Source organism: Deinococcus sp. Leaf326, from assembly GCF_001424185.1.
GTDB lineage: Bacteria > Deinococcota > Deinococci > Deinococcales > Deinococcaceae > Deinococcus.
The window spans coordinates 1-23,683 of sequence record NZ_LMOM01000039.1 but is presented as its reverse complement, the minus strand read 5'-3'; the positions used below and the strand labels follow the sequence as shown (position 1 = coordinate 23,683).

The following is a 23,683-nucleotide window of genomic DNA, read 5'->3' as shown; positions in this document are numbered from 1 at the left end:
AGCTGTATCTCAACCGCTTGCTGCACTTCTTCACGAAAAACGCAGAATTTCTCGGCCAGCACGGCTATTCATTGTCCTACGCGAGGTGCAACTTCTGAGGAAGGGCATAGGCATGAAACAGTGCCTATGCCCTTCCCCTGCTTCTGATGTCTTGTTACTGAATTGGCAGTTGCTTCCCACGAATGTACAGATTAGAACGCTGGTGCAGCGCTCTTCTTGGGGCAGTGGTGCTTGGATGTCTAACTTGTATTTCGTGCATAATTATTATACATACAAATATACGAAATACGATCCTGTGCTTCCTGTGCTAAGGCTACATACCTAGTCCCTATCTCAGCAAGTTCAATCAGGCTGAGCATTGAGTCATCAACTGCTGCTAAATAATTCGGAGCTCGCCCTGAACTCCGTCTAAGCATCCACCATGATCAAGAATAGCCGAAACAGCACAGGCAAAAGCCGCTGTCACAGCTACCATGACGGAGCACTCCTACTGGCGCTGATGCACCGAATACCAACTCGCCTTTGCCTGTGCCTGAGGCGTGATTTCTGTATGTCTATCAATGTGCATAAATCACTTTGATTAGGCCTCATTATCTGACCGCTAATTCAGTAGTAGATCAAAGTACGGCTCGACACAAGTCTCGTATAAATATAAATAACCCACCTACAGCAGAAACCTGTTAGCCTACGCGGACCTGAGTTAGGGGAAGTCCGGTGAAGCTGCGCTCAAACGCACCCAGTCCGGCGCTGTCGCGCAACGGTAATCAGAGTCCACTCTGTCAGCCCGAATGCCTCTCAGGGAAACCAGGCCATTCATACGGCCAGGAACCTCTCGCTGTCAGAGGGCCAACAACGAGCCTTTCGTCTATCCACGTGCCCTATAGCACAGAGACACGTCTGCTCCGGCCCACAGCTGGAACGGGCTCTTTTCAGATGTGCTCCCGTTTCCGGCTGCTGTTTCCCCGCACGCCGGAGCTTCATATGTCTTCTTCCCTACCCCAAACAGCTCTTCACATCGTTCCCTCTCCACACGGTCACGCATGATCATCTGCATAGGCGCTGGGCCCGGACACCTGGATTTCCTGACCCGCAAGGGGAGCGACCTCATCACGGGAGCAGATGTAGTCGCCGGATTCGACGCTGTCGTCAACGTGGTCCAGCCCCTGATCCCCGATACCACCCAGGTCATCACGATGGGCTACCGCGATCAAGTGGCCAAGCTGGCTGAGGTCGCTACACTTCACCATGCCGGACAACGCTGCGTAGTGGTCTTCATGGGTGACATCCATTTCAGCGGCTTTCAGTTTCTGGAACGGGTGGAGACCGCCTGCGGGCATCAGGTCGAGACCGTGCCCGGCATATCGAGTGCCCAGATGCTCGCCAGCAAGGGGCGGGTCTGCTTCGACGAGACGACCTTCCTGACCTTCCACCGCCGGGGCGACCTGACACCGTTCAAAACCCACCTGAAGGACGTACTGGCGGCAGGCCGCAACGCGATTGTCATTCCGCGCCCCTGGGACTTCATGCCGAAGGATGTTGCTGCATACCTGCTCGGCAGCGGCCTGCCACCGGAACACCGTACCGAGGTGTGGGAGAACCTGTCACGCACCGAGGCCGAGTGGACCGGCAACCTGGCCGAACTGGCCGAGAACGAGTTTTCGGACATGACCATCCTGCTCCTGCGCGCCCTGGCCCCCATGCCCACCGGACTGGAGGGGGAGGCGTGACCGACAACGACTACGCTGTCCTCCTCGCCGCACACGGCAGCCGTGATCCGGCGAGCGCGGCGCAATTCGAACAACTGGTCGCGGAAGTCCGGGCACTGGACCCAGCCCGGATCGTCACCCACGGCTTCCTGGAGTTCAATACACCCACGCTGGATGAAGCCGCCCGTGCGGCGGTAACGGCGGGCGCACGCGAGGTCGTGATGGTGCCCGGCGTACTGCTGGCCGCCACCCACGCCAAGAACGACCTGCCTGCCGAGCTGAAAGTCCTGCGTGAGGAACACCCCGGCGTGACTTTTCATTCGGGCGCAGCGCTGGACCTGCATCCCCTCTTGTTGGAGGTTTGCCGCGAGCGCCTGATCGCCGCCGAGGCGGCTGCCACAGGTGAGGTGCGGCGCGACCACACGCTACTGCTGGTCGCCGGGCGGGGCACGACCGACCCCGACGCCAACGGCGACGTGCACAAACTCGCCCGCTTTCTGGAAGAAGGGCTGGGCTACGGCGCGAGTCTGGTGGGCTATACCGGCACGGCCAAACCCGACCTGACCACCGCGCTGGCCCGCGCCGCCGCGCTGGGCTTCGAGCGGGTGGTGGTACTGCCTTACCTGCTGTTCGGGGGAGTCCTCCTGAACCGCGTAAACGCCGCCGTGGCCGCCGCCGCCGAACGTTGGCCACGCACGCAGTTCCTGGCCGCCGGGCCGCTGGGACCGAATCCCAAGGTGGCCCAGGTCTTTCTGGAACGGGCACAAGAGGGCGCACTCGGGCAGGGGCACATGAACTGCTCACTGTGCAAGTACCGCGTGGCCGTGGTGGGTTATGAGGGGCAGGTGGGTGCGCCGCAGGTCGGCCACCACGGCGGCGTGCGCGGGCTGTTGGCGCGGGCCGAGGCGCCAGCGGCCCCCCGCGTCATGCCGCCCTACGAGCCGCACCCCATCGAGGCGGCGTCCTTCGGGATTATCGAGGGGCTGCGCGACTGGGACGTGGTGAGTCCGTCCGACCGCTACGCCATGCAGCGGCTGGTGCATACGGCGGGCGACCCCGGTATCGTGGACGACCTGTACTTCTCACCGGGCGCGACCGAGACAGGCATCATGGCGATCCTGCGCGGCCTGACCGTCGTGACCGACGTGACGATGGTGCAGAGCGGCCTCAAGCGCCAGAACCTCAGAGACCTCGGCGTGAACGTGTGGTGCGGTGTCCACGACCCCGAAACCCACCTGATGAGCCAGGAAACCGGCCTGACCCGCTCGGCCTCCGGCATCCGGCGGGCCTACGAGAGGTTCGGGAACGACTGCATCGTGGCGATTGGCGACGCGCCCACCGCCATCTTCGAGGCCGTACGCCTGATCCGCGAACGGCACTGGCGACCCGGTCTGGTCATCGGGTTGCCAGTGGGATTTGTCGGCACACAGGAGAGCAAGGCGGCGCTGCGCGGCTGCCTGAGCGTCCCCCGGATCACCAACGCGGGCACGCGCGGCGGCAGTCCGTGGGCGAGCAGCGTGGTCAATGCCCTGATGATCGAGGCACAGAACCGACTGGCGGCGGTCAGTGCAGCCCAGGCCGAAGCTGCGCAGGCTGCCGGTCCGTCCGCTGTGCAGGGCAGCGTGTGAGCCTCGCAGTCCAGATGACACCTGCACGCTATGACCTCTCCCGACCCGCCGGCAACGGCCTGCGCCGAGGCTTCACGACCGGCAGCGCAGCGACGGCGGCGCTCAAGGCAGCCCTGCTGCTGCTGGAACGCAGCCAGACCCCAGACGAAGTGGACATCACCCTGCCGGGCGGTGAGTTCGTGCTGAGTGTGCCGGTGCAGGGTGCCCGCCTGACCGATGCCGGGGCCTACGCCGAGGTGGTCAAGGACGGCGGCGACGACCCCGACACCACGCACGGCGCGACCCTCTGGGTGAAGGTAGTGCGGCAAACCACTCCAGAAATGACCTTCCACGCCGGCGAGGGCGTCGGCACCGTCACCGCCCCCGGCATCCGCGTGCCGGTAGGCGAGGCGGCCATCAATCCCGGCCCACGCGACATGCTGCGGCAGGCAGCGGAGGAGGTGGCCGGGCACATCTCCTACGCCGTCACAGTGGGCTGCGTGAACGGCGAGGCCATCGCCCGGCGGACCTTCAACCCGCGCTTAGGCATCGTGGGGGGCATCAGCATCCTGGGCACGACCGGCATCGTCGAGCCGATGAGCCTGGAAGCGTACATGGCCTCGGTCGAGGTCTACGTGCGCGTGGCAGTGCATGGCCGCCCGAACGCCATCGTGCTGACCCCCGGCAAGCTGGGCCGCGACTACGCCCGGGAGACGCTGGGGGTCTCGGGGCCGGATATCGTGCAGATGAGTAACTTCGTCGGTGCGGCACTGGACGCGCTGCAATTGGCGCTGGTGGAAACGGACTACCCGCTGCCCCTGCTGCTTATCGCCGGGCACCCCGGCAAGCTGGCGAAGATCCTCAACGGCGACTGGAACACCCACAGCCAACACAGCGGCATGGCGATGAACGCGGTGGCGCAGGTGGCAGCGGCAATCGGCCTGGAGCCGGAGGGTGTGGCCGCCCTCGCCGGGGCGAACACAGTGGACGCCTGCGCAGAACTGCTGGCCCCGCACCCCAGGGGGACAGAGATCTGGGCAGAAATTGCCCGTCAGGTGGCCGCCGCCCTGCAAGCCCGCGCTCCGGCCACGCGCCGCGTCCGGGTGGCCCTGTTCGCGCTGGACGGGACGGGGCTGGGTACGGCGGAGGTCGGGGCGTGACCCCTTCCAAACTGGGCAGGTTTACCGGCCTCGGCGTCGGCCCCGGCCCGGAAGGGCTGCTCCCGGTGGCGGCGCTGCGGGCGCTTCAGGGGGCAGACGTGATCTACGCGCCGCGCTCGCGGGTGTCGGACAGTTCGGTGGCGCTGGACGCCCTGCGCGGCCTGGACTTCCCGCGTGACCGGGTGCGGGAGGTCGAGTTCCTGATGGACGGTGACGACAGGCGCATCGGGGAGCACTACGCCGCCCTGGCCCGCGAAATCGCCGCGCGGGGCCGGGGGGGCGAACAGGTCGTCTACCTGACCATCGGGGACGCCATGACCTATTCCACGCTGGGCTATCTGGTAGCGGCCCTGCGTACCGAAGCGCCCGACCTGCCCACGCGCGTGCTGCCGGGCGTCACGAGCTACGCCACGGCGGCGGCTCTGACCGGGTTCCCCTTGGGCGAGGGCAAGGAGCGAGTGCTGATCCTCCCCTGCCCGGACAACTTGGACGCCCTGCGCGCCGACCTCCTGGGCCACGACCTCACCGTGCTGATGAAAGTCGGGCGGCGTTTGCCGGGCGTGCTGGCGCTGCTGGACGAGCTGGGCATCGCCGAACACTGCGCGCTGGCGCACCGCCTGGGCCTGGACGGCGAGGTCGTGCTGCCCAGCCTGGGCACGGGCGTGCCGGACGCCGAAAAGTTGGGCTACCTGAGTGTGCTGCTGATCCGTCGGCAGCCGCCGCAGAGATTCAAGGAGATTAAATGAAGGTCTATTTCATCGGGGCCGGGCCGGGAGCGCCCGACCTCATCACCGTGCGCGGGGCGCGGCTGCTTGCGGCCTGCCGCCTCATCCTGTACGCCGGATCGCTGGTGCCGGAGGCCGTGCTGGAACACGCCGCCCCGGATGCCGAGCGCTACAACACCGCCGAGCTGAACCTGGACGAGCAGGTGGCCCTTTACCGACGCGCGCAGGACGAAGGGCTGGACGTAGCTCGCGTGCACAGCGGCGATCCGGCCATCTACGGCGCGACCGCCGAGCAGATGCGGGCGCTGCGCGAGCTGGGCATCCCCTATGAAGTGGTGCCGGGAGTGAGCAGCTTCACCGCCAGCGCCGCCGCCCTGGGGGCGGAACTGACCCGCCCGAACGTCACGCAGACGATCATCCTGACCCGCATGTCGGGCCGCGCCAGCCCCGTCCCCGAGCGCGAGAACTTCGCCAGTCTGGCCGCGCATGGGGCCAGCCTGTGCGTGTTCCTGGGAGGCAACCAACTGGCCGAAATCGTGGGCGAACTGCGGGCCGGCTACCCAGACGACACCCCGGTGGCCCTGGTGCAGCGCGCCAGCCAGCCGGAGGAACGCCGCCACGTCGCCACGCTGGGGACCGTACTGGACGACATCCGTCCCAGCGAGTGGGCACTGACCACCATGCTCATCGTCAGCCCCGCGCTGGCGGGTGTGGAGGAAGCCGAGGGCAGCCGCCTGTACGCCCCCGAGTACGCGCACCGCTTCCGGCGGGCCGTAAAGGACGGCGAATGACCGCCCCCCTCGCCCTCTGGCCCGTGCGCCGCGAGACGGAAGCCCTGGCCGAACACCTCGCCCTACAGTTCAACGCCGTGCTGCACCGCCCCTGGCAGCACGCGGGGCGGCAACTGGACGCCTTCAGTGCCGCCTTTGCGGGCGCGCAAGCCTGGGTGCTGATCGGCGCGGTGGGCATCGCCACCCGGTTTATCGCCGGGCTGCCCCGCGACAAGCACACCGATCCGGCTGTGGTCGTACTGGACGACGCGGCCCGCTTCGCCGTGGCCCTGCTCGGCGGGCACGAGGGCGGCGCGAACGCCCTGGCCTACGCCGTGGCACGCGCCACCGGGGCCGTGCCGGTCGTGACCACAGCCACCGAAGCCGTCAAACCCCTCACGCTGGGCGTCGGCTGCCGGCGCGGCGTGAGTGCCGAGCAGATCGCGGCGGCGGTGACGCACGCGCTGGCGGGCCACCCGCTGAGTGATGTGCGCGAGGTCGCTACCGTGGACCTCAAGGCCGACGAAACCGGACTGCTGGCCTACTGCGAGACGCACACGCTGCCGCTGCGGGTCTTCGCCCGCGCCGATCTGGCGGGCCGCGCCTACGTCACGCAGCCCAGCGACTGGGTGCAGCAGAACGTGGGGCTGCCCGGTGTGTGCGAACCCTGCGCCCTGCTCGCCAGCCCACGCGGCGAACTGATCGTGCCGAAAACAGCCCTGAACGGCGTGACCGTCGCGGTGGTCGAGGACCGGGGCTGGCGGCCAACCGAGCAGATCGCCGGAGGACAGGCATGACCGCGCCGCCCGGCACCGGGCATCTGAGCCTCGTCTCGGTCGGCCCCGGCGACCTCTCGCTGGTGCCCGAGCGGGCGCGCGACGCCCTGCTGCGGGCCGACGTGATCGTGGCCTACGACCTGTACCTGCGCTGGGTCGCGCCGCTCATCACCACCCAGGAAGTCCTGACGCCGCCGCTGACGCAGGAAAAGGAACGCGCCCGCCTCGCCATCGCCCGCGCCCAGGCCGGGCAGCGGGTGGCGTTGGTGAGCAGCGGCGACATCGGCGTGTACGCGATGGCGGGGCTGGTCTTCGAGGACCTGCCCGAGTCGCCCGACTTCGGGGTAGAAGTGATTCCGGGCATCACGAGCGCCACGGCCTGCGCGAGCCTGCTGGGATCGCCGCTGACGCACGACTTCGCCACGCTCAGTCTCTCGGACCTGCTGTGCCCCTGGGAGTGGATCGAGCACCGCGCGCGCCACATCGCCGAGGCCGACCTCGCCTGCGTGTTGTACAACGTGCAGAGCAAGGCCCGCCAGGAGGGCGTATACCGCGTCCTCCGCGTGATGCTGGAGCACAAGCGCCCGGAGACGGTGTGCGGCGTGGTCCGCAACGCTTACCGCGAGGATCAGGAGATGCGCGTGACCACGCTGGGCGAGCTGCTGGAACAGAAGTTCGACATGCTCACCACCGTGGTGATCGGCAACCGCTTCACCGAGCGCAAAGGCCGTTGGATGTATACCCCGCGCGGCTACAACGACTGGCAACCGGACACCGCGCCCGAGCTTGCGCCGACCCATGATCTTCCCGAAGGCGCGATCTGGGTCTACGGGGGCACCCGCGACGGCAATGCCCTGGCCCTGAGTCTGGCCGAAGCCGGGCAACAGGTCGTCCTGAATGTCGCGACCGAACTGGGCGCGCAGGTGGCCCCGGCGCATCCGAACCTGCGCCTGTACGACGGTCCTGCCGGAGCCGAGGCGCGGCGGCGCGCGCTGCGCGGGGCGCGGGCGGTCGTGGACGCTACGCACCCGTATGCCGGGATCATCACGCCGCAGCTCCGTGAGATCACGGCCGAACTGGGCGTGCCCTACCTGCGCTACGAGCGGCCTTCTAGCCTGCCCAACCCGCTGCCGGACGGCGTGGTGCTGGCCGACTCCTTCGTGGACGCCGCCCGGATGGCCGCGCCGCATGGCCGGGTCTTCCTGGCGACCGGCAGCAAGGATCTCGCTGCCTTCCGCGAGGCCGCCCCCGCCGCCGAGGTCTTCGTGCGCGTGACGCCGCAGCCCCAAGTCATGGCCCGCGTACTGGAACTCGGCGTGCCGCCCTGCAACGTCAGCGCGATGGTCGGCCCATTTTCGCACGAGTTCAATGTGGCGCAGTGGCGGGCGTGGGGCGTCAACGCGGTCGTCACCAAGGACAGCGGCACTGAGGGCGGCCTGCCCGCCAAGCTGAGCGCCGCGCGCGAACTGGGCGTGCCCCTGATCGTGGTGCGCCGCCCCGAAACCGTTCCAGGCGCGTTTTCTTCACCCGAAGCACTGCTACAGTCCCTCAAGGAGTTGGTATGAGCACCAAAACCCCCGTCACCATCGTCAGCGGCTTTCTGGGCAGTGGCAAGACCACACTGCTCAACAACCTGCTGGCCCAGACCCACGACCGCACCCTGGCCGTCATCGTGAACGAGTTCGGCGAGGTGAGCATCGACGCGCCGCTGCTCGACACGCGCGAGAAGGGCGTCGAGCTGCACGACGTTCACGGCGGCCTGCTGGCTTATGGGGGCGAGGGCGACGCCTTCACAGCGACCCTGCACGCCCTGAGTGCGCGCCGCCACGCCTTCGACCACGTGCTCATCGAGACGAGCGGGCTGGCCGTGCCCACCGCCGTGATGGTCACGCTCCAGATGCCGGAATTTGCCGAACACTTTCTGCTCGACGCGACGCTGGTGGTCGTGGACACGCCGCTGCTGCTGGAAGGTGCGTTCAGTGCTGATGAGGACGCGGCCCAGGCCAGCGCCGCGTCGGTATTCGACGCCCAGCTCGAATACGCCGACGTGGCCGTGCTGAACAAAATAGACGGGCTGGACGACGCCGCGCTGCTTCAGGCCGAAGCCGACGTGCGTCACCGCGCGCCGCGCGTGCGCTTTTTGGAGCTGGCCTACGGTGCGCGGCTCGACACGCAGCTCACGCTGGGGCTCAACATGCACGGCACCCGGCGAGCGGTGACCCACGCCGGGCCCGTCAGCGGTACGCCCGGCGACCTCGCGGCTCCGCTGCACGACCACACCACGCTGGATGGTCACACGCACGGCGACCTCGACGCGCACGTGCATAGCCTGAGCACCCACCAGCACTTCCACGAGCATGATCCGGGCTGGCAGTCCTTCCGGCTCACCAGCTCCGAGCCGCAGGACCTGACAGCGCTGCTCAACACCGTGCAGAATGTGGCGCGCGTGTTCCCGGTGTTGCGGGTCAAAGGCTTCGTACAGGACACGCAGGGCCGTCGGCACGCGGTGCAGGCCGTACGCTCACGGATTGAGGCCCTGCCCGCTGCCGCGAGGGGCGGCGCACCCAACGAACTAGTCTTCATCGGCTATCACATCAGCCGCAAGAAAGTTATCGAAGCGTTGCAGAAATCGCTGCCGCAGACTTGGAACTGAGGCACCTGAGGCAGAGGGCTGGACGAGAACCGGCCCCGGCTTTCAAGTCGAGTAAGGCGTGGGTCAAGGGACACTCGGGCGGACTGGACGGGCACCTGCCCTCTCCAGTCCGCTCTCTCTCATCGCCTCAGGGGGAAGCCGGACCGATCTCTTTGGACCGACTCGCACCACCTTCTTCATAGGAGACGGACACTTTCTGGGTGCCCCCCACGCCGCCTTCCACAGTGATTTCCTTCGTCGACTGGGGAAGCACGTAGGTATTTCCCAACACTTTTTTGCCCGCGGTGGAGCTAAGGGCAATATTTCTCAGGATCGCTACGCCGTTCCCAGAATTGATGATACCCAGTGTCGTGACGGCGCTTTGCCGGTTGAGGGTGAAGCTCAGATTGGACTGGGTCCGGCCGTTCGTCACGAACAGTGGAATACGGAAGGCATAATTGGTGAGGACCGTATTCGTAATCTGTTCCGCAGCGTTGGCAGGACCGGGCTTCGGGGCCTTCGGCACAGCGGTCAGGACCAGCCGGTAGGCAGAATCCAGGTCTCCCCCACGCAGACGCACCGCCACCCGGACCGTCTGAGAACGGCCGGGCAGGACGACAAACTTCTGAGGACTGACGACGACATCGCGGCTCGGTTCCAGGAAGTCCTGACCGTCTTTCTGGGTCCACCTTAGGACCTCGGCCGTGAAATCCATAGGTTCCGAATCCTGATTGGTGACCTGCGTCGAAGTCGTGGGACTCCGGTTCGTACTGACCTCAAGCAGCGTGGGATTGAACGCCAGCTTGACAGCTTCGGACCTTCCACATGTCCCCAGAAGCAGACAAATCAACGTTGCGGTTCTCAAAGGACTCATTACACTCCTGACGATACGGCAAAAGACGGATTAGGCCGCGGACTGAGCTACGCTCCGAACCCGTCCGACTTTACAAACGACGTTCAGGGTCTGCTGAGGTTATGGGCGAGCATCAGCAAGACAGCACAGAGCCAACGAAAGTGCAGATAGCCGTACAGCAGCCTAGACTGTGACAGGGAGGCTGTCTAGCCAGGCCCTTCCCTGTTGCGCGCTCAATACGTTGTTTCTGCCCCACAGGCTGCAAACCCTGAACGTCGTTTCTTGGTAAACATAAAAACGACAGAAGTCGGACCACGACGCATACAGGACTCCCGACTTCAGGCGGCACCTGTATACCAGTGAATACCGTTCAATCTCTTCCAACTCGGTCCACCAAGCAAAGAGTCAAGGTGCAACCACACGGTTGCACCTTGACTCTTTTACTTTAGAACGAAACGTTGATGGTGACGCTGCCTTCCTTGGTGCCGGTGTCGGGCTGCCACTGGCCGGCTGCAGCCGTGGCCGTGACGGTCCAGTACCGGGCATCCGCACCGTAATACTGAGCACCAGGGGAAGTTCCCCCGGCATCCTGCATTTGAACGTCATAGGCGACCCTCAAGGTATTGCCGCCAGGACTCACTGGTTCGACCGTATCAATGGTAATGCCGTGGCGGTCATCCACGATCATGGTTCCGAAGTTGCAGTACAGGGTCGCCGACTGACCGCCCTCCTGCTGGGTGATTCCGTTTACCGCATCGTAGTGAAACGACAGCGCCGTGCTTTCACCATCAAAAATGCAGGCACTGTCGATGGTGGCGTTCACAGGAATGGTATTCGAAACACTACCAGCCAGCGCGGCAGACATCAGAAGGGGAAGAACAGCAGCAACAACGAGTAGCTTTTTCACAATGATCTCCTTGAACTCCAGCGAAATTTTTATTCAGCGAATGAACTTATCCACATTTGGCATCCCAGATCGTCCGTATGGTCTCTGGTTGAGTACCGAATGAAGAAATTTTATCTTAGTATTTAGAAAACTTCAATACACCTGTTGGGGGATATAATAAAAATCTTAGTAAAAAATGATCGGGTAAATATCAATTCGGCATCATCTACCGAACTGCCTCTATATTTCTGGCCATGTTCTCTAACAATCAGTCAGCACTTCTACGAAAGATCAAATCTCACAAATGTCACCACTCAGGAAAGGTGTTCACGGACGCTTTTGCCTGAACATCTCTCCAGCATTCACAATAGATTGCGCCCTGTTATTTCTCCGTTAACCCTCTTCGCAGGAAGAAAATAAGCCCTGAAAAACTTTTCAAATCAGAGGGTCAGTTATCTCCTCAGATCAGGATCAGGGCGGCGGATCATCTTTCTCCGTCATTGACACGGAGCCTGTAGTTCAGCCCGTTCAGCATCTTGCGGTCCGAATTCAGCGGGTGCAGCGAGCGGTCTGGACATCCTGCGCCACACGCACTGCGCAGGTTATTCCGTCGGCCAGCTGAAGTTCCCCGACCAACTCGGTCACGGCGACCGGCAGAAGCGCCGTGCCGAAGGCGTCGAGCTCATAGCGCTCCCCACCCAGTACCGCCGTTCCATACGCGGCGTCCTGCCCGTCCGGCCCCTGGAAGTCCACGATCCGCGACCGCCCGAAGTTCTCCCGCCAGTCGACCTTCACGGCCCGCGCTCGCCTGATCCCCAGTCCCCATCTCACCCTTTTTTCTGGAGCCCTCATGNACCGCCGTTCCATACGCGGCGTCCTGCCCGTCCGGCCCCTGGAAGTCCACGATCCGCGACCGCCCGAAGTTCTCCCGCCAGTCGACCTTCACGGCCCGCGCGGTCAGTCCAGCCAGGGGCAGCGAGGCCTCCTTCAGGTTCACCTCCAGGGGAAGTGAATCCACGTCCACCTGTACGTCCGCCGTATCGGTACTCGCCACCGAGAACACCAGGGTTCCCGCCGYGTCCGTCCGGCCCTGAAACAGGCCGCCGGCATAGATCGCCAGGCCAGGAACACCGGTTTCCAGCAGCACCGATACGTTGCCCTGCTGAGCTGCGCTGGCATAGACCCGCCCCGCCGCATARGCCAGCGTGCCGCGCACCGTGGCGCTCACCTCGCCGCCCGTCCCGGCGCCCACGACCAGTTCCGCTGCGCCGCGCCGGCGGTATTCGGCRTAGCCGGTCCCTGCACCGTAGGCCAGGCTCCACGCCTGATCCGGCGTCGGCTGATAGGTCGCCGACGCCCGGACAGCGGGGCCGTTCCGGGTGGCGACCGTGTTCACTGCGGCCCGCCAGCGGTCGTCCGGCTCGTACCCCAGCGTGACACTGAAGGTGCTCGACTGCGTTCCCACACGCCCGGCCGCGCTCAGGCGCACGGCGCGCGACAGGGCGCCCGTCACCTGCGCGCCTCCGTACCAGCCGAGCTGTCTGGGATCGTAGCCAACGCTCATACTTGTGGAGAATCCGCCCAGTTCGGTGCCTATGCTCGCGGCGGCGCGGGAGGCTGCCAGATCCCCCAGTGGCAGCTGCGCGCTGAGCCCGAGGCCRAAACGGCCCARGCGGCCGCCATAGTCCACTGTGGCGGCCGTAGTCAGCCCGTCGAGGTGATGCACGAGACCCACGCTCAYCACRCCAGTYGYAGAGGCCGCCGTCACGCTCACRCGCSCCCCAAMCTCACCGGCCCGGAGACCGGCCTCTGCGTCCAGCGTCAGGGCCGGAGCCAGGCCATAGCGCACGAGGGTCCGGGCGTAGGCGGCGCGGTCTAAAACCCCCGCCTCGGCAATYACGCCGTAGTTTCCGGGCGCGAGCACGGCAGAAGGAAAGGCGTAGCTCTGGGCCTGCTCCCGGCGGCCTGCCGGGTCCTCGATGACCGCCAGGACTGCTCCGCTCGTTCCGACGAGGGGAAGGTTGCGGAAGACGACCCGCCCCGCCTCGACCGTCCAGGAACCGAGCGGCCGCCCTCCGCTGCTGAGTCCGATCCGGCCGCCCAACGGCACATCCACCGTGAAGGTCTCCAGCACCCGCCCGGTCTGCCCGAAGAACTGGCCCTGGACGCCGCTGAACCCGGACACACTGCCGGTGAGCAGCGCCGGGATATTGAGGCCTACCTCCAGGGACTGGTCCGGACCAAGGTCGTAGCGCGTGGACGCGCTCACGCCGATCTCGGTCGCCCGACCGGACCCTCCGGCTTCGGCGAGTCCCAACTGGGCGCTCCAGGGACCGTTCGCGTAGGACGCGCGGAGGTATCCCTGCTGCGCGAGGCTCCCCCCCGAGAACCGGGCAGCACTCAGCCCATAATCCACGGCATACAGGGGCAGRGAAGTGACCCCCTGCGTTGYGACCGGAGTCAGGGACACGGCCAGCGTCCGGGTCGCCAGCAGCTCCAGGCGCGGCGCGAACGTCACGACCTGGGCTTCCGGGTCGTACTGGGCGCCGAGCACCGGGTCCAGGCGCGTGAAGCCGAGGTCGTCGCACCGCACCGTTTCCAAGCCGTAGCGTTCCTCGCCCGGCCGCAACGCGTCCTGCTGAAGCCAGAACGTCTCGCCCGATCGCCGCAGGGAAAAAGCCCCCCGACTCACGTCCCCGACCCGCACCTCCGGCAGGTCCTCGGCAACGGCGCAGATGGCCGGCTCCTGGGTGGGTACGGGCACCGCGCCCTGTCCCTGCGCATTTCCCAGGAGCAGGGCGCTCAGCAGGCCCCACTTCCGCAGGACCGGCAGGGCGCGCCGTTCAGGGTTGGACATCGACCGTCAACCGGACCGGGCGCTGGTCGGCGTCCTCTGCACTCAGCTCGAAGGTCGACGCATTCTCCAGCTCTGGCGGCAGCTTGAAGGTGACCGACGCGCCGCTCAGAACGTACTGGTTTCCGACCTCGACGGTGCGGCCACCGGCACTCACCTGCAACTTGCGGAAGACGCCGTACCCGTCGCCCGTGTTGCGGAGCACCAGCGCCGTCCCCCCCTCCTGCCGCACGGCACTCACGGCGATGTTCGGCCGCGCCGCACTGCGTTCGGCGAAGACCGGGAGGCTGAAYACGTACCGGGGAGTGATGGTCACGGCGCTGCCGGCTGTGGGCGCCGCCTGAACGCTCTGGCGCAGCACCAGGCGGTAGGTGGCCGAGGCACCCGCCGGCGCGCGGCGCAGGGCGACCCGCACAACCTGGCTGCGGCCGGGGGCGACGGTGAAGCGTGCGGGGCTGACGAGGGCGTCCCGGGTCGGCACGAGCAYGTCCTGCCCCCCCTGCTGCGTCCAGGCGAGGACCTCGGCCGTGAACTCGGCGGGCGTGGTRTCTGTATTCGTGACGGTGGTGGAGGTAGTGAGGGCCTGAGCCGGATCGAGGGAAAGCAGGACCGGACTGAGGACAAAACGGGCGGCCTGAACCGAACCGGCGCTGCCCAGGAGGGCCGCGAGCAGGAATGCACGGGAACGCATGGACATGAACAACCTCTGGACAGGGCGGGAAGACGGCAGAAAAAGAAGTCTGATGTTGTGGACGGCCGCCAAAAACAATCGCCAGCGGCAGGTGGGGGATGGGGCGGAGTGTGCCCGCCAAAGTCTGACGGGACTCTTAAAACTCGATCTCGATGCTCAGGGTGCCGGCATAGGTCCCGGTCGGCGCGCCCCACTGCCCAGCCGGCACCGTCACCGGCAGGGTCAGCTGCGTGCCCACGACGCGCAACTGCCCCGCACCGGGAATAACGTACCGCAGGGTATCGGCGCCGCGCTGCAACTGACCCTGATACCGGCCGGTTCCGGCCTCGAGGACACCGCCGGGACTGCTCAGGCGAATRGCGCCCACCTCACTGCCCGCGTCGCACTGCACAGGAAGCTGGACGGTCTGTGTCCAGTCCTGGGCGTAGGCGTAACTGCCCAGAGCACTGACCACCGGAGCCCCGAAGGTGCAGGCCGCCTGGGCCGAGCCGGACAGCGACAAGACCAGGAGCGTGCGGCACAGGGCCACACGCCTGGGAAACGCAGGGGAAGTGGGCATGGTAGTCAGAACTCTACCGTGAAGTCCACGSTGCCGGTGTAGAAACCGGTGGGGGCGCGGTACTGCGGGGCAGTGGGCCAGCCGGCACGAATGACCGTGACGTAGCGCTGCGCCCCCTTGAATACCCCACTCGTCACCGCATTGCTGGGCCCAGCGGTATACCACAGACGGGCCTCGAAAGTCGGGCTGCCGGCCACGCCCTCCAGGGTYAGCGGGAGGGTGATGGCCGTGRCCGCCGAGTTGGCGGCGACGTTCCCGGCCAGCTTGCGGGCACTGATGGGRGTRCCCTTGTTGCAGTAGACGCTGACGGAAACCTGAGCCTGCTCGGAGGCATAGGTGGCGGCGAGGGCGGCCTCGTAGTCGGGGAGGTCAATGGTGGCGTTGGCGTTGGCCGTATCGAACTGGCAGGCCGACTGGGTCGTGGCGTTCAGNTAGGTGGCGGCGAGGGCGGCCTCGTAGTCGGGGAGGTCAATGGTGGCGTTGGCGTTGGCCGTATCGAACTGGCAGGCCGACTGGGTCGTGGCGTTCAGAGGCACAGTAGCCGCCGTTTGTGCCATTGAGATTGAGAGGCTTGAAATAATTAATAAGCTAGCAGAAAACTTTAGACTACGGTGCATATTCATATCACTAATTGTCGATAATTGTGGCGGAAATGTCATCAAGATTTAGGTAGGCGAATCCTTCACTTGTTACTTTAACTACACTTAATTTCTTCCAGTTGAGCGTTTGCGTGAGCAATGGGGCACCTCTGGTGGCAATGTTATCAAATCGAACCGAACCAACGACCTGACCGCTTATGTCATAGCCAGTTATAATTGCAGAAGAATAGTAACCGCTAGCAGTGATAGTGTTAAGATTGAAAAGTGAACCGTTGGTGGGCTTGAAATAGCTATTCTGATTATCAAGTCCATATGTCAAGAGAAGCAAACTAATAGGGGAATTACTAATGCCTCTTTGTCTCATAAAGTAGTTACTATTCGATATAAACGAAAAACCTTTATCATAAACTGCTCCTGCGTAACTGTAATCATAGTAGTCATTATCACGACTCCAATCGCGATTGGAATAAGTTTCAAATAATCCTAGATTTTGAATTGGTACGACTGCTGCGAAGGTGCTGGTTTTGATGTCGGCGCCACAGGTGAGCTTGACGGTGTACGTGCCGCTCTTCGTGTAGGTGTGGTCGGCTTTGTCGGTCGCCACCACGCTGGGCGTCGTGATCGTGGTCGTCGCCGTACCGTCGCCCCAGTCGAGCGCGCAGCCGGTCGCCGCCGGGTACGTCGTCTTCATGTACGCGCGCGCCGTCGTGTCACTCACCTTCAGGACCGTTAGCGCAGATTTCGGCGTCGTTGCCTGAGCGCTGAGGACTCCAGACAGGCCCTGAGCGACCAATTCTCGTTCAAAGGCGGCCTCAAAGGCCTGAACATAGGTCGGCCCACTCGGTTTTGCACTGTTTCCCATGACCGCGGAGTAGGTTGATGCATCCGCTGTCGGTGTGGCACTTTGGGTCCCACAGGCAGCGAGCAGAAGGGGAAGCAGCAGCAGAGGCGCAGTAATTTTCATGTCAGAACTCCTGGCAAGGCAGAGAAGGGATCACCACTTGAGGTAGTAGTCAACGACCGCCGTGTAGGTGCCGTTGGAGGCGCCCCACTGTCCAGCCTTCGCCGTCGCTTTCACACCGTAGGTGTAGTAGCTCCCCGTTCCTGCGCTCCCGGTCGTCGGCGTCGGGTTGTCGTCTGTGGTCAGCATGAGGTTCAGCACCTTGCCGCCACTCTTTAGATCCACACTGCCGTCGGCATTCCACTGAGTGTCGTCCCAGAAGCTCTGGAAGGGTTCGGTGTCCTGGTTACAACGCAGCTGCACCAGCGCCGTACCTTCGGCCGCTTCCGGGTTGGCCGCCTGGTAGGCGAAGTCGATGCTTGTGGGGCTGGTGATCTCACAGATGTCGTCGACCGTCGCGTTGACGGTCACGGAGGTGACGGCGGGGCTGGCGGCCAGGGCGCTGCCGAGCAGGGTGGGCGCAAGCAGAGAGAGAAACAGAGTGCGGCGCATGGGGACTCCTTCGTCAGGTCAGAGAATCGAAGCCGAACAGGGGCCTGGGCATGCCCAGGCCCCTGAGAGGGCGCTGGGCTTAGAACGTGACGTTGACGTCGAGCGTCGTGGTGTAGTCGGCCGCGGTAGGCGCGGCCCACTGGCCACTGGCCGCGGTGGCGGCGAGGGTGTAGGTGTGCTTGTCGGCGCCGGCGTAGCTGCCCGCGCCTGCCCCAGTGGCGGCCACCTGGGTCAGGGCGTAGGTCGCGTTGAGGGTGCCGGTCTTGCTCACGCTCTTGAGCGTCAGAGCCCCCGAGGTGGCGGTGGTGGTGGTGATCGTGGTGCCGGCGTTGCAGTACAGGGTCGCGGCGCCGTTCACGGCGCCGCTGGTGCCGGCGATGGCGTCATAGGTAAAGCTGGCAGCTGTGGTGGCACCCGTATCGAAGGTGCAGGAGGACAGAACGGTGGCATTGACCGTAATAGGGGTGGAAGCGGTGCCGGCAGCGAAGGCGGTGGAGCACAGGGCAGCGGCGAGAACAGCAGAAGCGATTTTCTTCATGACATCTCCTCGAACAGGAATGTTCGGGAAATGTTTCCCCGCTTCCTGTCTCTGTAGAACACCCTATCCAGGGGTCCGTTAATTGAGCGTTAACGGCGAAGGATGTGAGCACTGTTCTTTTTCGGCCTCCCAGCGCGGCAAAACAGCAACGGCCCCCGACGAGACGTCGTGGCTTAGTCACCAAAGGTGAGGATGTAATGTGACTGAATTGAGCTTACCCAGAGCGCTCTGACAGAATCTGACCCTGGGGGAATGATGAACTCGGCTGACATTCAGCGAAATAGCGGCCGAGACGCCATCCTGGTAATCTTCTTTTTGGTGGGACCTGGGGAGGAGATCTCCCTTCCACCCCCATCTAGGGGGAATGGCGATCTCTCACCTGCTTGAGCAAGGGGTTGCCCTGGCGAGTCATGAAGGTGTGTTCTGGTCAGGCCACAGGCCACAAGCGTCGAGAAACGCGGGTTCAACGGCTTCAGCGATAAGCACGCCGGCCCCAACCCCTAAGACTATCGCCATCAGATTGCACAGGTCGAACGTCGTCCCCTGTCCAGCCACCGCCACCTCTGCGAAAACAGCCCCGCAGCAACGGTTCTGGGAGTGACGTAGCACTCGCCCAACGCTTGTGCACCCAACACTAAAGCACTCCACAAGCCATGTGTGCACCGACCAGAATTCAGCATCACCAGCAGAACCACCCCCGAATTCGTCGTCCAGGGCACTGATCCGGCTACTCAACAGGTACAAACAGAGCGCCCCCACTGCTCTCCAGGGCGGCACGTGGACACTACCTTCACCACCATCTCCGGTCTGGTCAGGCCTGAAGACGCCTGTAGTACATTCGCTGTTGGACTTGCGCGAAGGCCCGGGCGCCCAGCTCGCTCTGGAACAGGTAGGCGACCATCTCGCGCTGACCGTGCTCGCCGCCTCGCCTACCCATGCGCTGGCGGCCTACGCGCAACTGTTCGCAGACACGCCGCGCCGGTTCATCAACCCCAGGGCCAGGTTTTTCGACGTCTTCCTCAGATCATGAGGCTGTGGCTCACCTGCACCAGCCGGGCCTGTCATATGTTCATTACAGCCGAATCACGTAGCGCCCACGCAAATGCTTGGACGCCCTCTTCGGCCATCACGACCCAGCGCACGCCGAATATGCCGTGCGGGGTCTGCCCGGCTGGCAGAGCATCTGAAGGTATGTGGGGGGGAACGATACCGGCAGTGGGGGTAAAGAGGGGTGTAAGCCCTGGCCTGATATTCCTGTCCGGATGAAGAGCCGGTTTAATCCCCCCACCTCATGCGATAAGGAGACGCTGGTCGTCTGGGCTGTAGCCCAGAGATCAGCCCTGCTCTGGACGAGCTGCGCACGCTTCTCGCCGTATGGGCGAACAGGACAGTTCGCCGGGCAGCGCCCCGGGGGCAGAGGCATCCTATGAGCTTTGCCCGGTCCACCACGGGAGTACGGCGCCTGCTTCATGTCGGTGGCAATAGAAGGCTACCGGTCGCGGCCTGCACGCGGCAGGTCCAGGTGCTGCCCGACCTCAAGGAGATCGTTGCCAGAGCCGAAGCTGCCTGGATGGCGCACCAGATGACGGTCCAGCAACAGGTCAGTCAAGGACAACTTGCCGAGACCGAGGCCCGGGCCTTATGCGGTGAGCGAAGCAAGGGAAAATGGCTGCGGGAGCACCTGCTTGAGCGTTGGGGTCTGTCCCTGTAGGAGGGATCTCGGGACTCAGTCAGTGAGAGGCCAACGGATAGGTCAGGTCAGTGAACTGCCGACTGGCGGTTGGGCCCCGGTCTCCAGTAACTCCGTCAACTTCCAGCTCACGACACCCCGGATTGGGAAGCCCCTCCAACGGTGATTCTTCTCCACATCCCTGTCCCTGGCTCCTACCTAGTTCCCGGTTCATGTGCTCGCAACTCCTCCTACCATGACCCCATGTCCCGCCTGCTTGACGTCTTTCTGATCTTTCTCCGGCTTGGCCTGACCAGTTTCGGTGGGCCCGTGGCTCATCTCGGGTACTTCCGGACGGAATTCGTCGACCGTCGCCGCTGGTTGGACGAGGCCACCTACGCCGACCTCGTCGCCCTGTGCCAGTTCCTTCCTGGCCCCGCGTCCTCACAGGTGGGCATGGCCCTCGGCATCAGCCGGGCGGGCCTATGGGGCGCACTGGCCGCCTGGGCTGGATTCACCCTGCCCAGTGCAGCCCTGCTCGTCGCGTTCGCATTCGGGGTGGGCACAGCCGCCGATATAGGAGACGCGGGCTGGCTGCGCGGCCTGAAGATCATCGCGGTAGCCATCGTCGCGCAGGCAGTGTCGGGCATGGCGCGGACCCTGACGCCAGACCGGCCCCGTGTTCTGATTGCATTGGGCGCGGCCATCGCCGCCCTTCTGCTGCCGAACGCGGCGGCGCAGGTGGGCATCATGCTCTCGGCAGGCCTGATCGGTTGGCGCTGGCTGCGCGGGGCAGACGCGGCGCCCGGAGCCGTCCTGCCAGTCATGCTGTCCCGGCGTCTGGGGGCGGGGCTTCTGAGCCTGTTCGCGTTGCTGCTCGTGCTTCTGCCGGTACTGAGAGACGTAATAGGCAGTCCGGCGTTGGCACTCGTGGACAGTTTCTACCGGGCAGGCTCGCTGGTATTCGGGGGAGGCCATGTGGTGCTGCCCCTGCTGGAAGCGGAGGTCGTGCCGACCGGCTGGGTGGCGCCAGATGCCTTCATGGCAGGCTACGGGGCGACGCAAGCGGTGCCGGGACCGCTGTTCACCTTCAGCGCGTATCTGGGCGCGGTGAGTGCCGTAGGTCTCCCGGCCCTGCTGGCGGCCGGTCTGGCGCTGGGCGCGGTCTTTCTGCCGTCGTTTCTGCTGGTGGCGGGGGCGTTGCCGTTCTGGGGTGCACTGCGGGCCCAACCGGCGGCGCAGTCGGTCTTGCGGGGGGTGAACGCGGGCGTGGTGGGATTATTGCTGGCGGCCCTGTACTCTCCCGTCTTCACGGCGGGTGTCCATTCGGCAGCAGACTTCGCGTTCGTGTTGGGGGCCTTCGCCCTGCTAGAAGTGCTGAAGTGGCCGGTGTGGGTGGTGGTGGCCTTAGCTGCTGGGCTGGGTGCGCTGGTCCTGTGACTGGGCCGGCGCTGTGACTTTGATGAGCGGACAGTCAGGTCGCGGACCGGGCGAGCCGGCGGCCAAGCACTGCAGGGGCCCTTACCGCCCGGCAATGGGAGGCCTGTGTCCGTCAATGGCACGGCTTCCGGGGGAAGAGCACCGCACTCCCCCCTCCACTGCGTACTATTCACGGTAGACTCCTCCCCTATCCTGTGTCCGATGTTCTGGTTTCTCTGGCTTCTTTCCCCGGACGGCAGATGACGTCTTCCGATTCTCCCCTGACACCGAGGCAACTTCAGGCCGTCATCGATGCGAGTGGCGACTGTATCAAGGTGCTCGATCTGGACGCGCGGCTCCTCACCATGAATCTTGGTGGGCAGGAGGTCATGGAGATTGCCGATTTCGGGCAATGCCGGAACACCGTCCTGACATCGTTCTGGGAAGGCGACGACCGCGCACGGCTCGAGGCGGCGCTCGACGCTGCCCGCGCTGGAGAGACCAGGACGTTCGAGGGCGCGGCCCGGACCTTCAAGGGGACCCCCAAGTGGTGGAAGGTCACCGTGTCGCCACTCTTCGACGACCAAGGCCGGCTTACCCACCTGCTGTCTATCTCAAGTGACGTCACCGCCCGCAAGGCGGCCGAAGACGCCCGGCAGGCCGCGCAGGCGCAGCTCGAAGAGTATGCGCGCACCCTGGAAAAGCAGGTCCGCCAGCAGACGCAGGCCCTCGAGGAGCGGGCGACGGCTCTGGACGCCTTCGTCAGCTTCACCGAGGCCGTGGGCACCGACACCGACCTGCATCGTCTGGCCCAACAGGCGGTGACGGCCGTGCAGGCCCAGCTTAGGGAGGTCAGCGTGGCGTACTACGAGCTTGACGCCGCCGCTGCCATCTGGAGGGGCGCCGTCTGGTCCGAAGAGGTCGGTTCGGAGATCGTGGCGCAGATCCAGGCGGGGGTGCCTCTGGACGCTCCCGAATTTGCCGAGGCCGTGCGCACCGGGGAGGCGGTCTTCATGGAGGACTGGGAGGCCGAAAACGGCGCTCCGGCCGAAACCGCTGTATACGGCGCAGCCGGATTTGTCCCCCTCGTGCTGGGCGGCGAGGTCCGCGCGGTCTTCACGGTGGGCAAACGGACGGCCAGACAGTGGACTCCCCGGGATCAGGCGGTCGTGCGTGCGGTAGCGCGTGGACTCGGTCTGGCTCTGGAGCGCGCGGTCCAGGCTCAGGAGTTGACCCGGCAGCGGGACGCTCTGGACCGGCGCACTCGGGAACTCGATACCCTGGTGCAGCTTACGGAGGAGCAGAGCGACACGCCCAATCCCCTGACCCTGATCAGGCGGGCCCAGGCCCTCATGCTGAGGCTCCTTCCGCCGGGCTTCGCAGCCTATTACGAATCCCAGGGTGGCCGGTGGCGGCTGCGCGTTCAGACTGGAGAATCCAGATCGGCCACATTACAGGCCCACATGGACACGGGGTTTCCCCTGGGCCAGACGCCCAGCTTCGACCAGGTCGCACAGACGGGCGAGGCGGCCTTCGTCGACGTCTACGACCCGGGTGCAGATGTGGACCGCGTAGTGGCCCAGGGCGTGGCGGCCCACGCCACCCTCCCCCTGATCATCGGGGGGCAGGTCCGGGGACTGTTCAACGTGCCGCTGTTCGAATCACGGCTGTGGACCGCGTCGGATCAGGCGGTGCTGCTGACGGCCGTGCACTACCTCGGGGTCGTGATCGAGCGAGTGGAACGCCGTACGGAACTGATCCGGTCGAACGCGGAGTTGCAGGCAGCCAACCAGGAACTCGAGGCGTTCACGTACAGCGTCTCGCACGATCTGCGGACACCCGTCCGGCACGTCGAGGGGTTCGCCATGTTGGCAGGGAAGGAACTGGCCCAGGGGAACCCGGCGCGGGCCGAGCGCCACCTCGGCGTGGTCGTGGAGGCCGCCGAGCGCATGAACGCCCTTCTGGACGCCATGTTGACCCTGTCCAGGGCCGGCCGGGCGGTACTGAATCTTCAGGTGGTGCCCCTGCAACGGCTGGTCGACCAGGCGCAGAACGACGTGACCCTGATGTTCCCGGACCGGCCCGTGACCTGGGCCATCGGCCCGTTACCAACTGTCGAGGGCGACGTGACGACGCTTCAGCAGATCTTCAGGCATCTGCTGGACAATGCCCTGAAGTACAGCCAGAACGCGGCAGAGGTCCAAGTGGAGGTCTGGGCGGAAGAGCGGGAGACGGACTGGGCCATCTACGTCAGGGACAGGGGCGTCGGCTTCAATCCCATGTACGCAGGGAAACTCTTCAGTGCCTTTCAACGCCTGCACACCCAGCAAGAATTTGCCGGGACCGGGATTGGCCTGGCGACCGTGAAGCGCATCGTGACGCGGCATGGAGGTCAGGTCTGGGCAGAGGGCTCGCCGGGAGAGGGCGCCACGTTCGGGTTTTCTCTTCCCAAAACGCTGCTGGCCTAGCCGGCTGCCTTACAGGGGGCGTGGGGCAGTGGGGCTAAGGGAAGCGCGTGACTCCGCCCCGTGGATTGCCCGCGCCCTGAAGCGCGAGTTCCTGGGTGGCAGGACTCCGGCAGCATAGAGGTTTACCCCAACGGCAAGAGAAATTCAGTGAATGTCCGAGGTGACGGCTACCCTCCGGCCGCTTTCCGTCAGGTTTCCCGCACGTCTGGCAGAACACGCTGCACGAAGCGTTTCAACATGTTCTGGTAGTGTTCTGGATCAATATTCCAGGGCCGCAGATGCTCGGCACCCTCAACCCGGTGATACTCGACGAGATCG

At 64.8% G+C, this 23,683-nt stretch carries 20 protein-coding genes and 1 riboswitch; of the genes, 12 read left to right on the top strand and 8 right to left on the bottom strand.

Annotation, left to right across the window (positions count from 1 at the left end; genetic code table 11):
* The first annotated feature begins 679 nt into the window (after positions 1 to 679).
* Positions 680 to 815, top strand: a riboswitch (cobalamin riboswitch).
* A gap of 120 nt (positions 816 to 935) precedes the next feature.
* The 8 genes from ASF71_RS13315 to ASF71_RS13280 are packed head-to-tail and all read left to right on the top strand — an operon-like array spanning position 936 to position 9,397.
* Positions 936 to 1,727 (top strand): cobalt-precorrin-7 (C(5))-methyltransferase, encoded by a 792-nt coding sequence (locus tag ASF71_RS13315; RefSeq protein WP_255354743.1) that lies wholly within the window; start codon positions 936 to 938, stop codon positions 1,725 to 1,727.
* Positions 1,724 to 3,334, top strand: a complete 1,611-nt coding sequence (locus ASF71_RS13310; protein WP_056300999.1) for a precorrin-8X methylmutase — start codon at positions 1,724 to 1,726, stop codon at positions 3,332 to 3,334. The genes ASF71_RS13315 and ASF71_RS13310 overlap by 4 nt, the downstream gene beginning before the upstream one ends.
* The gene (gene cbiD, locus ASF71_RS13305; RefSeq protein ID WP_235514441.1) at positions 3,331 to 4,473 is read left to right on the top strand and encodes a cobalt-precorrin-5B (C(1))-methyltransferase CbiD; all 1,143 of its coding nucleotides are present in this window, start codon (positions 3,331 to 3,333) and stop codon (positions 4,471 to 4,473) included. Before ASF71_RS13310 ends, cbiD begins: the two co-directional genes overlap by 4 nt.
* The gene (gene cobI, locus ASF71_RS13300; RefSeq protein WP_056300996.1) at positions 4,470 to 5,219 is read left to right on the top strand and encodes a precorrin-2 C(20)-methyltransferase; all 750 of its coding nucleotides are present in this window, start codon (positions 4,470 to 4,472) and stop codon (positions 5,217 to 5,219) included. The genes cbiD and cobI overlap by 4 nt, the downstream gene beginning before the upstream one ends.
* Positions 5,216 to 5,989 (top strand): precorrin-4 C(11)-methyltransferase, encoded by a 774-nt coding sequence (gene cobM, locus ASF71_RS13295; RefSeq protein WP_056300994.1) that lies wholly within the window; start codon positions 5,216 to 5,218, stop codon positions 5,987 to 5,989. Before cobI ends, cobM begins: the two co-directional genes overlap by 4 nt.
* Complete coding sequence (locus ASF71_RS13290; RefSeq protein WP_056300992.1) at positions 5,986 to 6,765, top strand: cobalamin biosynthesis protein; 780 nt, start codon at positions 5,986 to 5,988, stop codon at positions 6,763 to 6,765. Before cobM ends, ASF71_RS13290 begins: the two co-directional genes overlap by 4 nt.
* Positions 6,762 to 8,309, top strand: a complete 1,548-nt coding sequence (cobJ, locus tag ASF71_RS13285; protein WP_056300989.1) for a precorrin-3B C(17)-methyltransferase — start codon at positions 6,762 to 6,764, stop codon at positions 8,307 to 8,309. Before ASF71_RS13290 ends, cobJ begins: the two co-directional genes overlap by 4 nt.
* Positions 8,306 to 9,397 carry a GTP-binding protein gene (locus tag ASF71_RS13280; protein ID WP_056300986.1) on the top strand — a complete coding sequence of 364 codons (1,092 nt, stop codon included), beginning with the start codon at positions 8,306 to 8,308 and terminating at the stop codon, positions 9,395 to 9,397. The genes cobJ and ASF71_RS13280 overlap by 4 nt, the downstream gene beginning before the upstream one ends.
* A gap of 127 nt (positions 9,398 to 9,524) precedes the next feature.
* Here ASF71_RS13280 and ASF71_RS13275 read toward each other — a convergent pair whose 3' ends face one another.
* The 8 genes from ASF71_RS13275 to ASF71_RS13235 form a co-directional block, all read right to left on the bottom strand.
* On the bottom strand, positions 9,525 to 10,250 hold the full coding sequence (locus ASF71_RS13275; RefSeq protein ID WP_082506018.1) for a molecular chaperone: 726 nt from the start codon (positions 10,248 to 10,250) through the stop codon (positions 9,525 to 9,527).
* 424 nt (positions 10,251 to 10,674) lie between these two features.
* Positions 10,675 to 11,136, bottom strand: a complete 462-nt coding sequence (locus ASF71_RS13270; RefSeq protein WP_156372810.1) for a hypothetical protein — start codon at positions 11,134 to 11,136, stop codon at positions 10,675 to 10,677.
* A gap of 528 nt (positions 11,137 to 11,664) precedes the next feature.
* Complete coding sequence (locus ASF71_RS25170; RefSeq protein ID WP_235514440.1) at positions 11,665 to 11,910, bottom strand: hypothetical protein; 246 nt, start codon at positions 11,908 to 11,910, stop codon at positions 11,665 to 11,667.
* Positions 11,911 to 13,958: 2,048 nt separating this feature from the next.
* Positions 13,959 to 14,660: a molecular chaperone gene (locus tag ASF71_RS13260; RefSeq protein WP_235514438.1), complete on the bottom strand. Its 702-nt coding sequence runs from the start codon at positions 14,658 to 14,660 to the stop codon at positions 13,959 to 13,961.
* A 136-nt stretch (positions 14,661 to 14,796) separates the two neighbouring features.
* A complete protein-coding gene (locus ASF71_RS13255) occupies positions 14,797 to 15,219 on the bottom strand; it encodes a hypothetical protein (RefSeq protein ID WP_235514436.1) in 423 nt (140 codons plus the stop codon).
* A gap of 627 nt (positions 15,220 to 15,846) precedes the next feature.
* Positions 15,847 to 16,782 carry a hypothetical protein gene (locus ASF71_RS22855; RefSeq protein ID WP_082506017.1) on the bottom strand — a complete coding sequence of 312 codons (936 nt, stop codon included), beginning with the start codon at positions 16,780 to 16,782 and terminating at the stop codon, positions 15,847 to 15,849.
* 30 nt (positions 16,783 to 16,812) lie between these two features.
* A complete protein-coding gene (locus ASF71_RS13240) occupies positions 16,813 to 17,271 on the bottom strand; it encodes a spore coat protein U domain-containing protein (protein ID WP_056300961.1) in 459 nt (152 codons plus the stop codon).
* 79 nt (positions 17,272 to 17,350) lie between these two features.
* Positions 17,351 to 17,809 (bottom strand): hypothetical protein, encoded by a 459-nt coding sequence (locus ASF71_RS13235; protein WP_056300958.1) that lies wholly within the window; start codon positions 17,807 to 17,809, stop codon positions 17,351 to 17,353.
* Positions 17,810 to 18,659: 850 nt separating this feature from the next.
* Between ASF71_RS13235 and ASF71_RS13230 the strand changes: the two genes are divergently transcribed.
* The 4 genes from ASF71_RS13230 (at position 18,660) to ASF71_RS13215 (ending at position 23,365) form a co-directional block, all read left to right on the top strand.
* Complete coding sequence (locus ASF71_RS13230) at positions 18,660 to 18,839, top strand: hypothetical protein (protein WP_156372809.1); 180 nt, start codon at positions 18,660 to 18,662, stop codon at positions 18,837 to 18,839.
* A gap of 396 nt (positions 18,840 to 19,235) precedes the next feature.
* Entirely contained in the window at positions 19,236 to 19,520 is a 285-nt protein-coding gene (locus ASF71_RS13225) for a hypothetical protein (protein ID WP_056300950.1), read from the top strand.
* 222 nt (positions 19,521 to 19,742) lie between these two features.
* Positions 19,743 to 20,918: a chromate efflux transporter gene (gene chrA / locus ASF71_RS13220; protein ID WP_056300947.1), complete on the top strand. Its 1,176-nt coding sequence runs from the start codon at positions 19,743 to 19,745 to the stop codon at positions 20,916 to 20,918.
* A 239-nt stretch (positions 20,919 to 21,157) separates the two neighbouring features.
* Positions 21,158 to 23,365, top strand: coding sequence for an ATP-binding protein (locus tag ASF71_RS13215; protein WP_056300943.1), 2,208 nt, complete (start codon positions 21,158 to 21,160; stop codon positions 23,363 to 23,365).
* Positions 23,366 to 23,683: the final 318 nt, after the last annotated feature.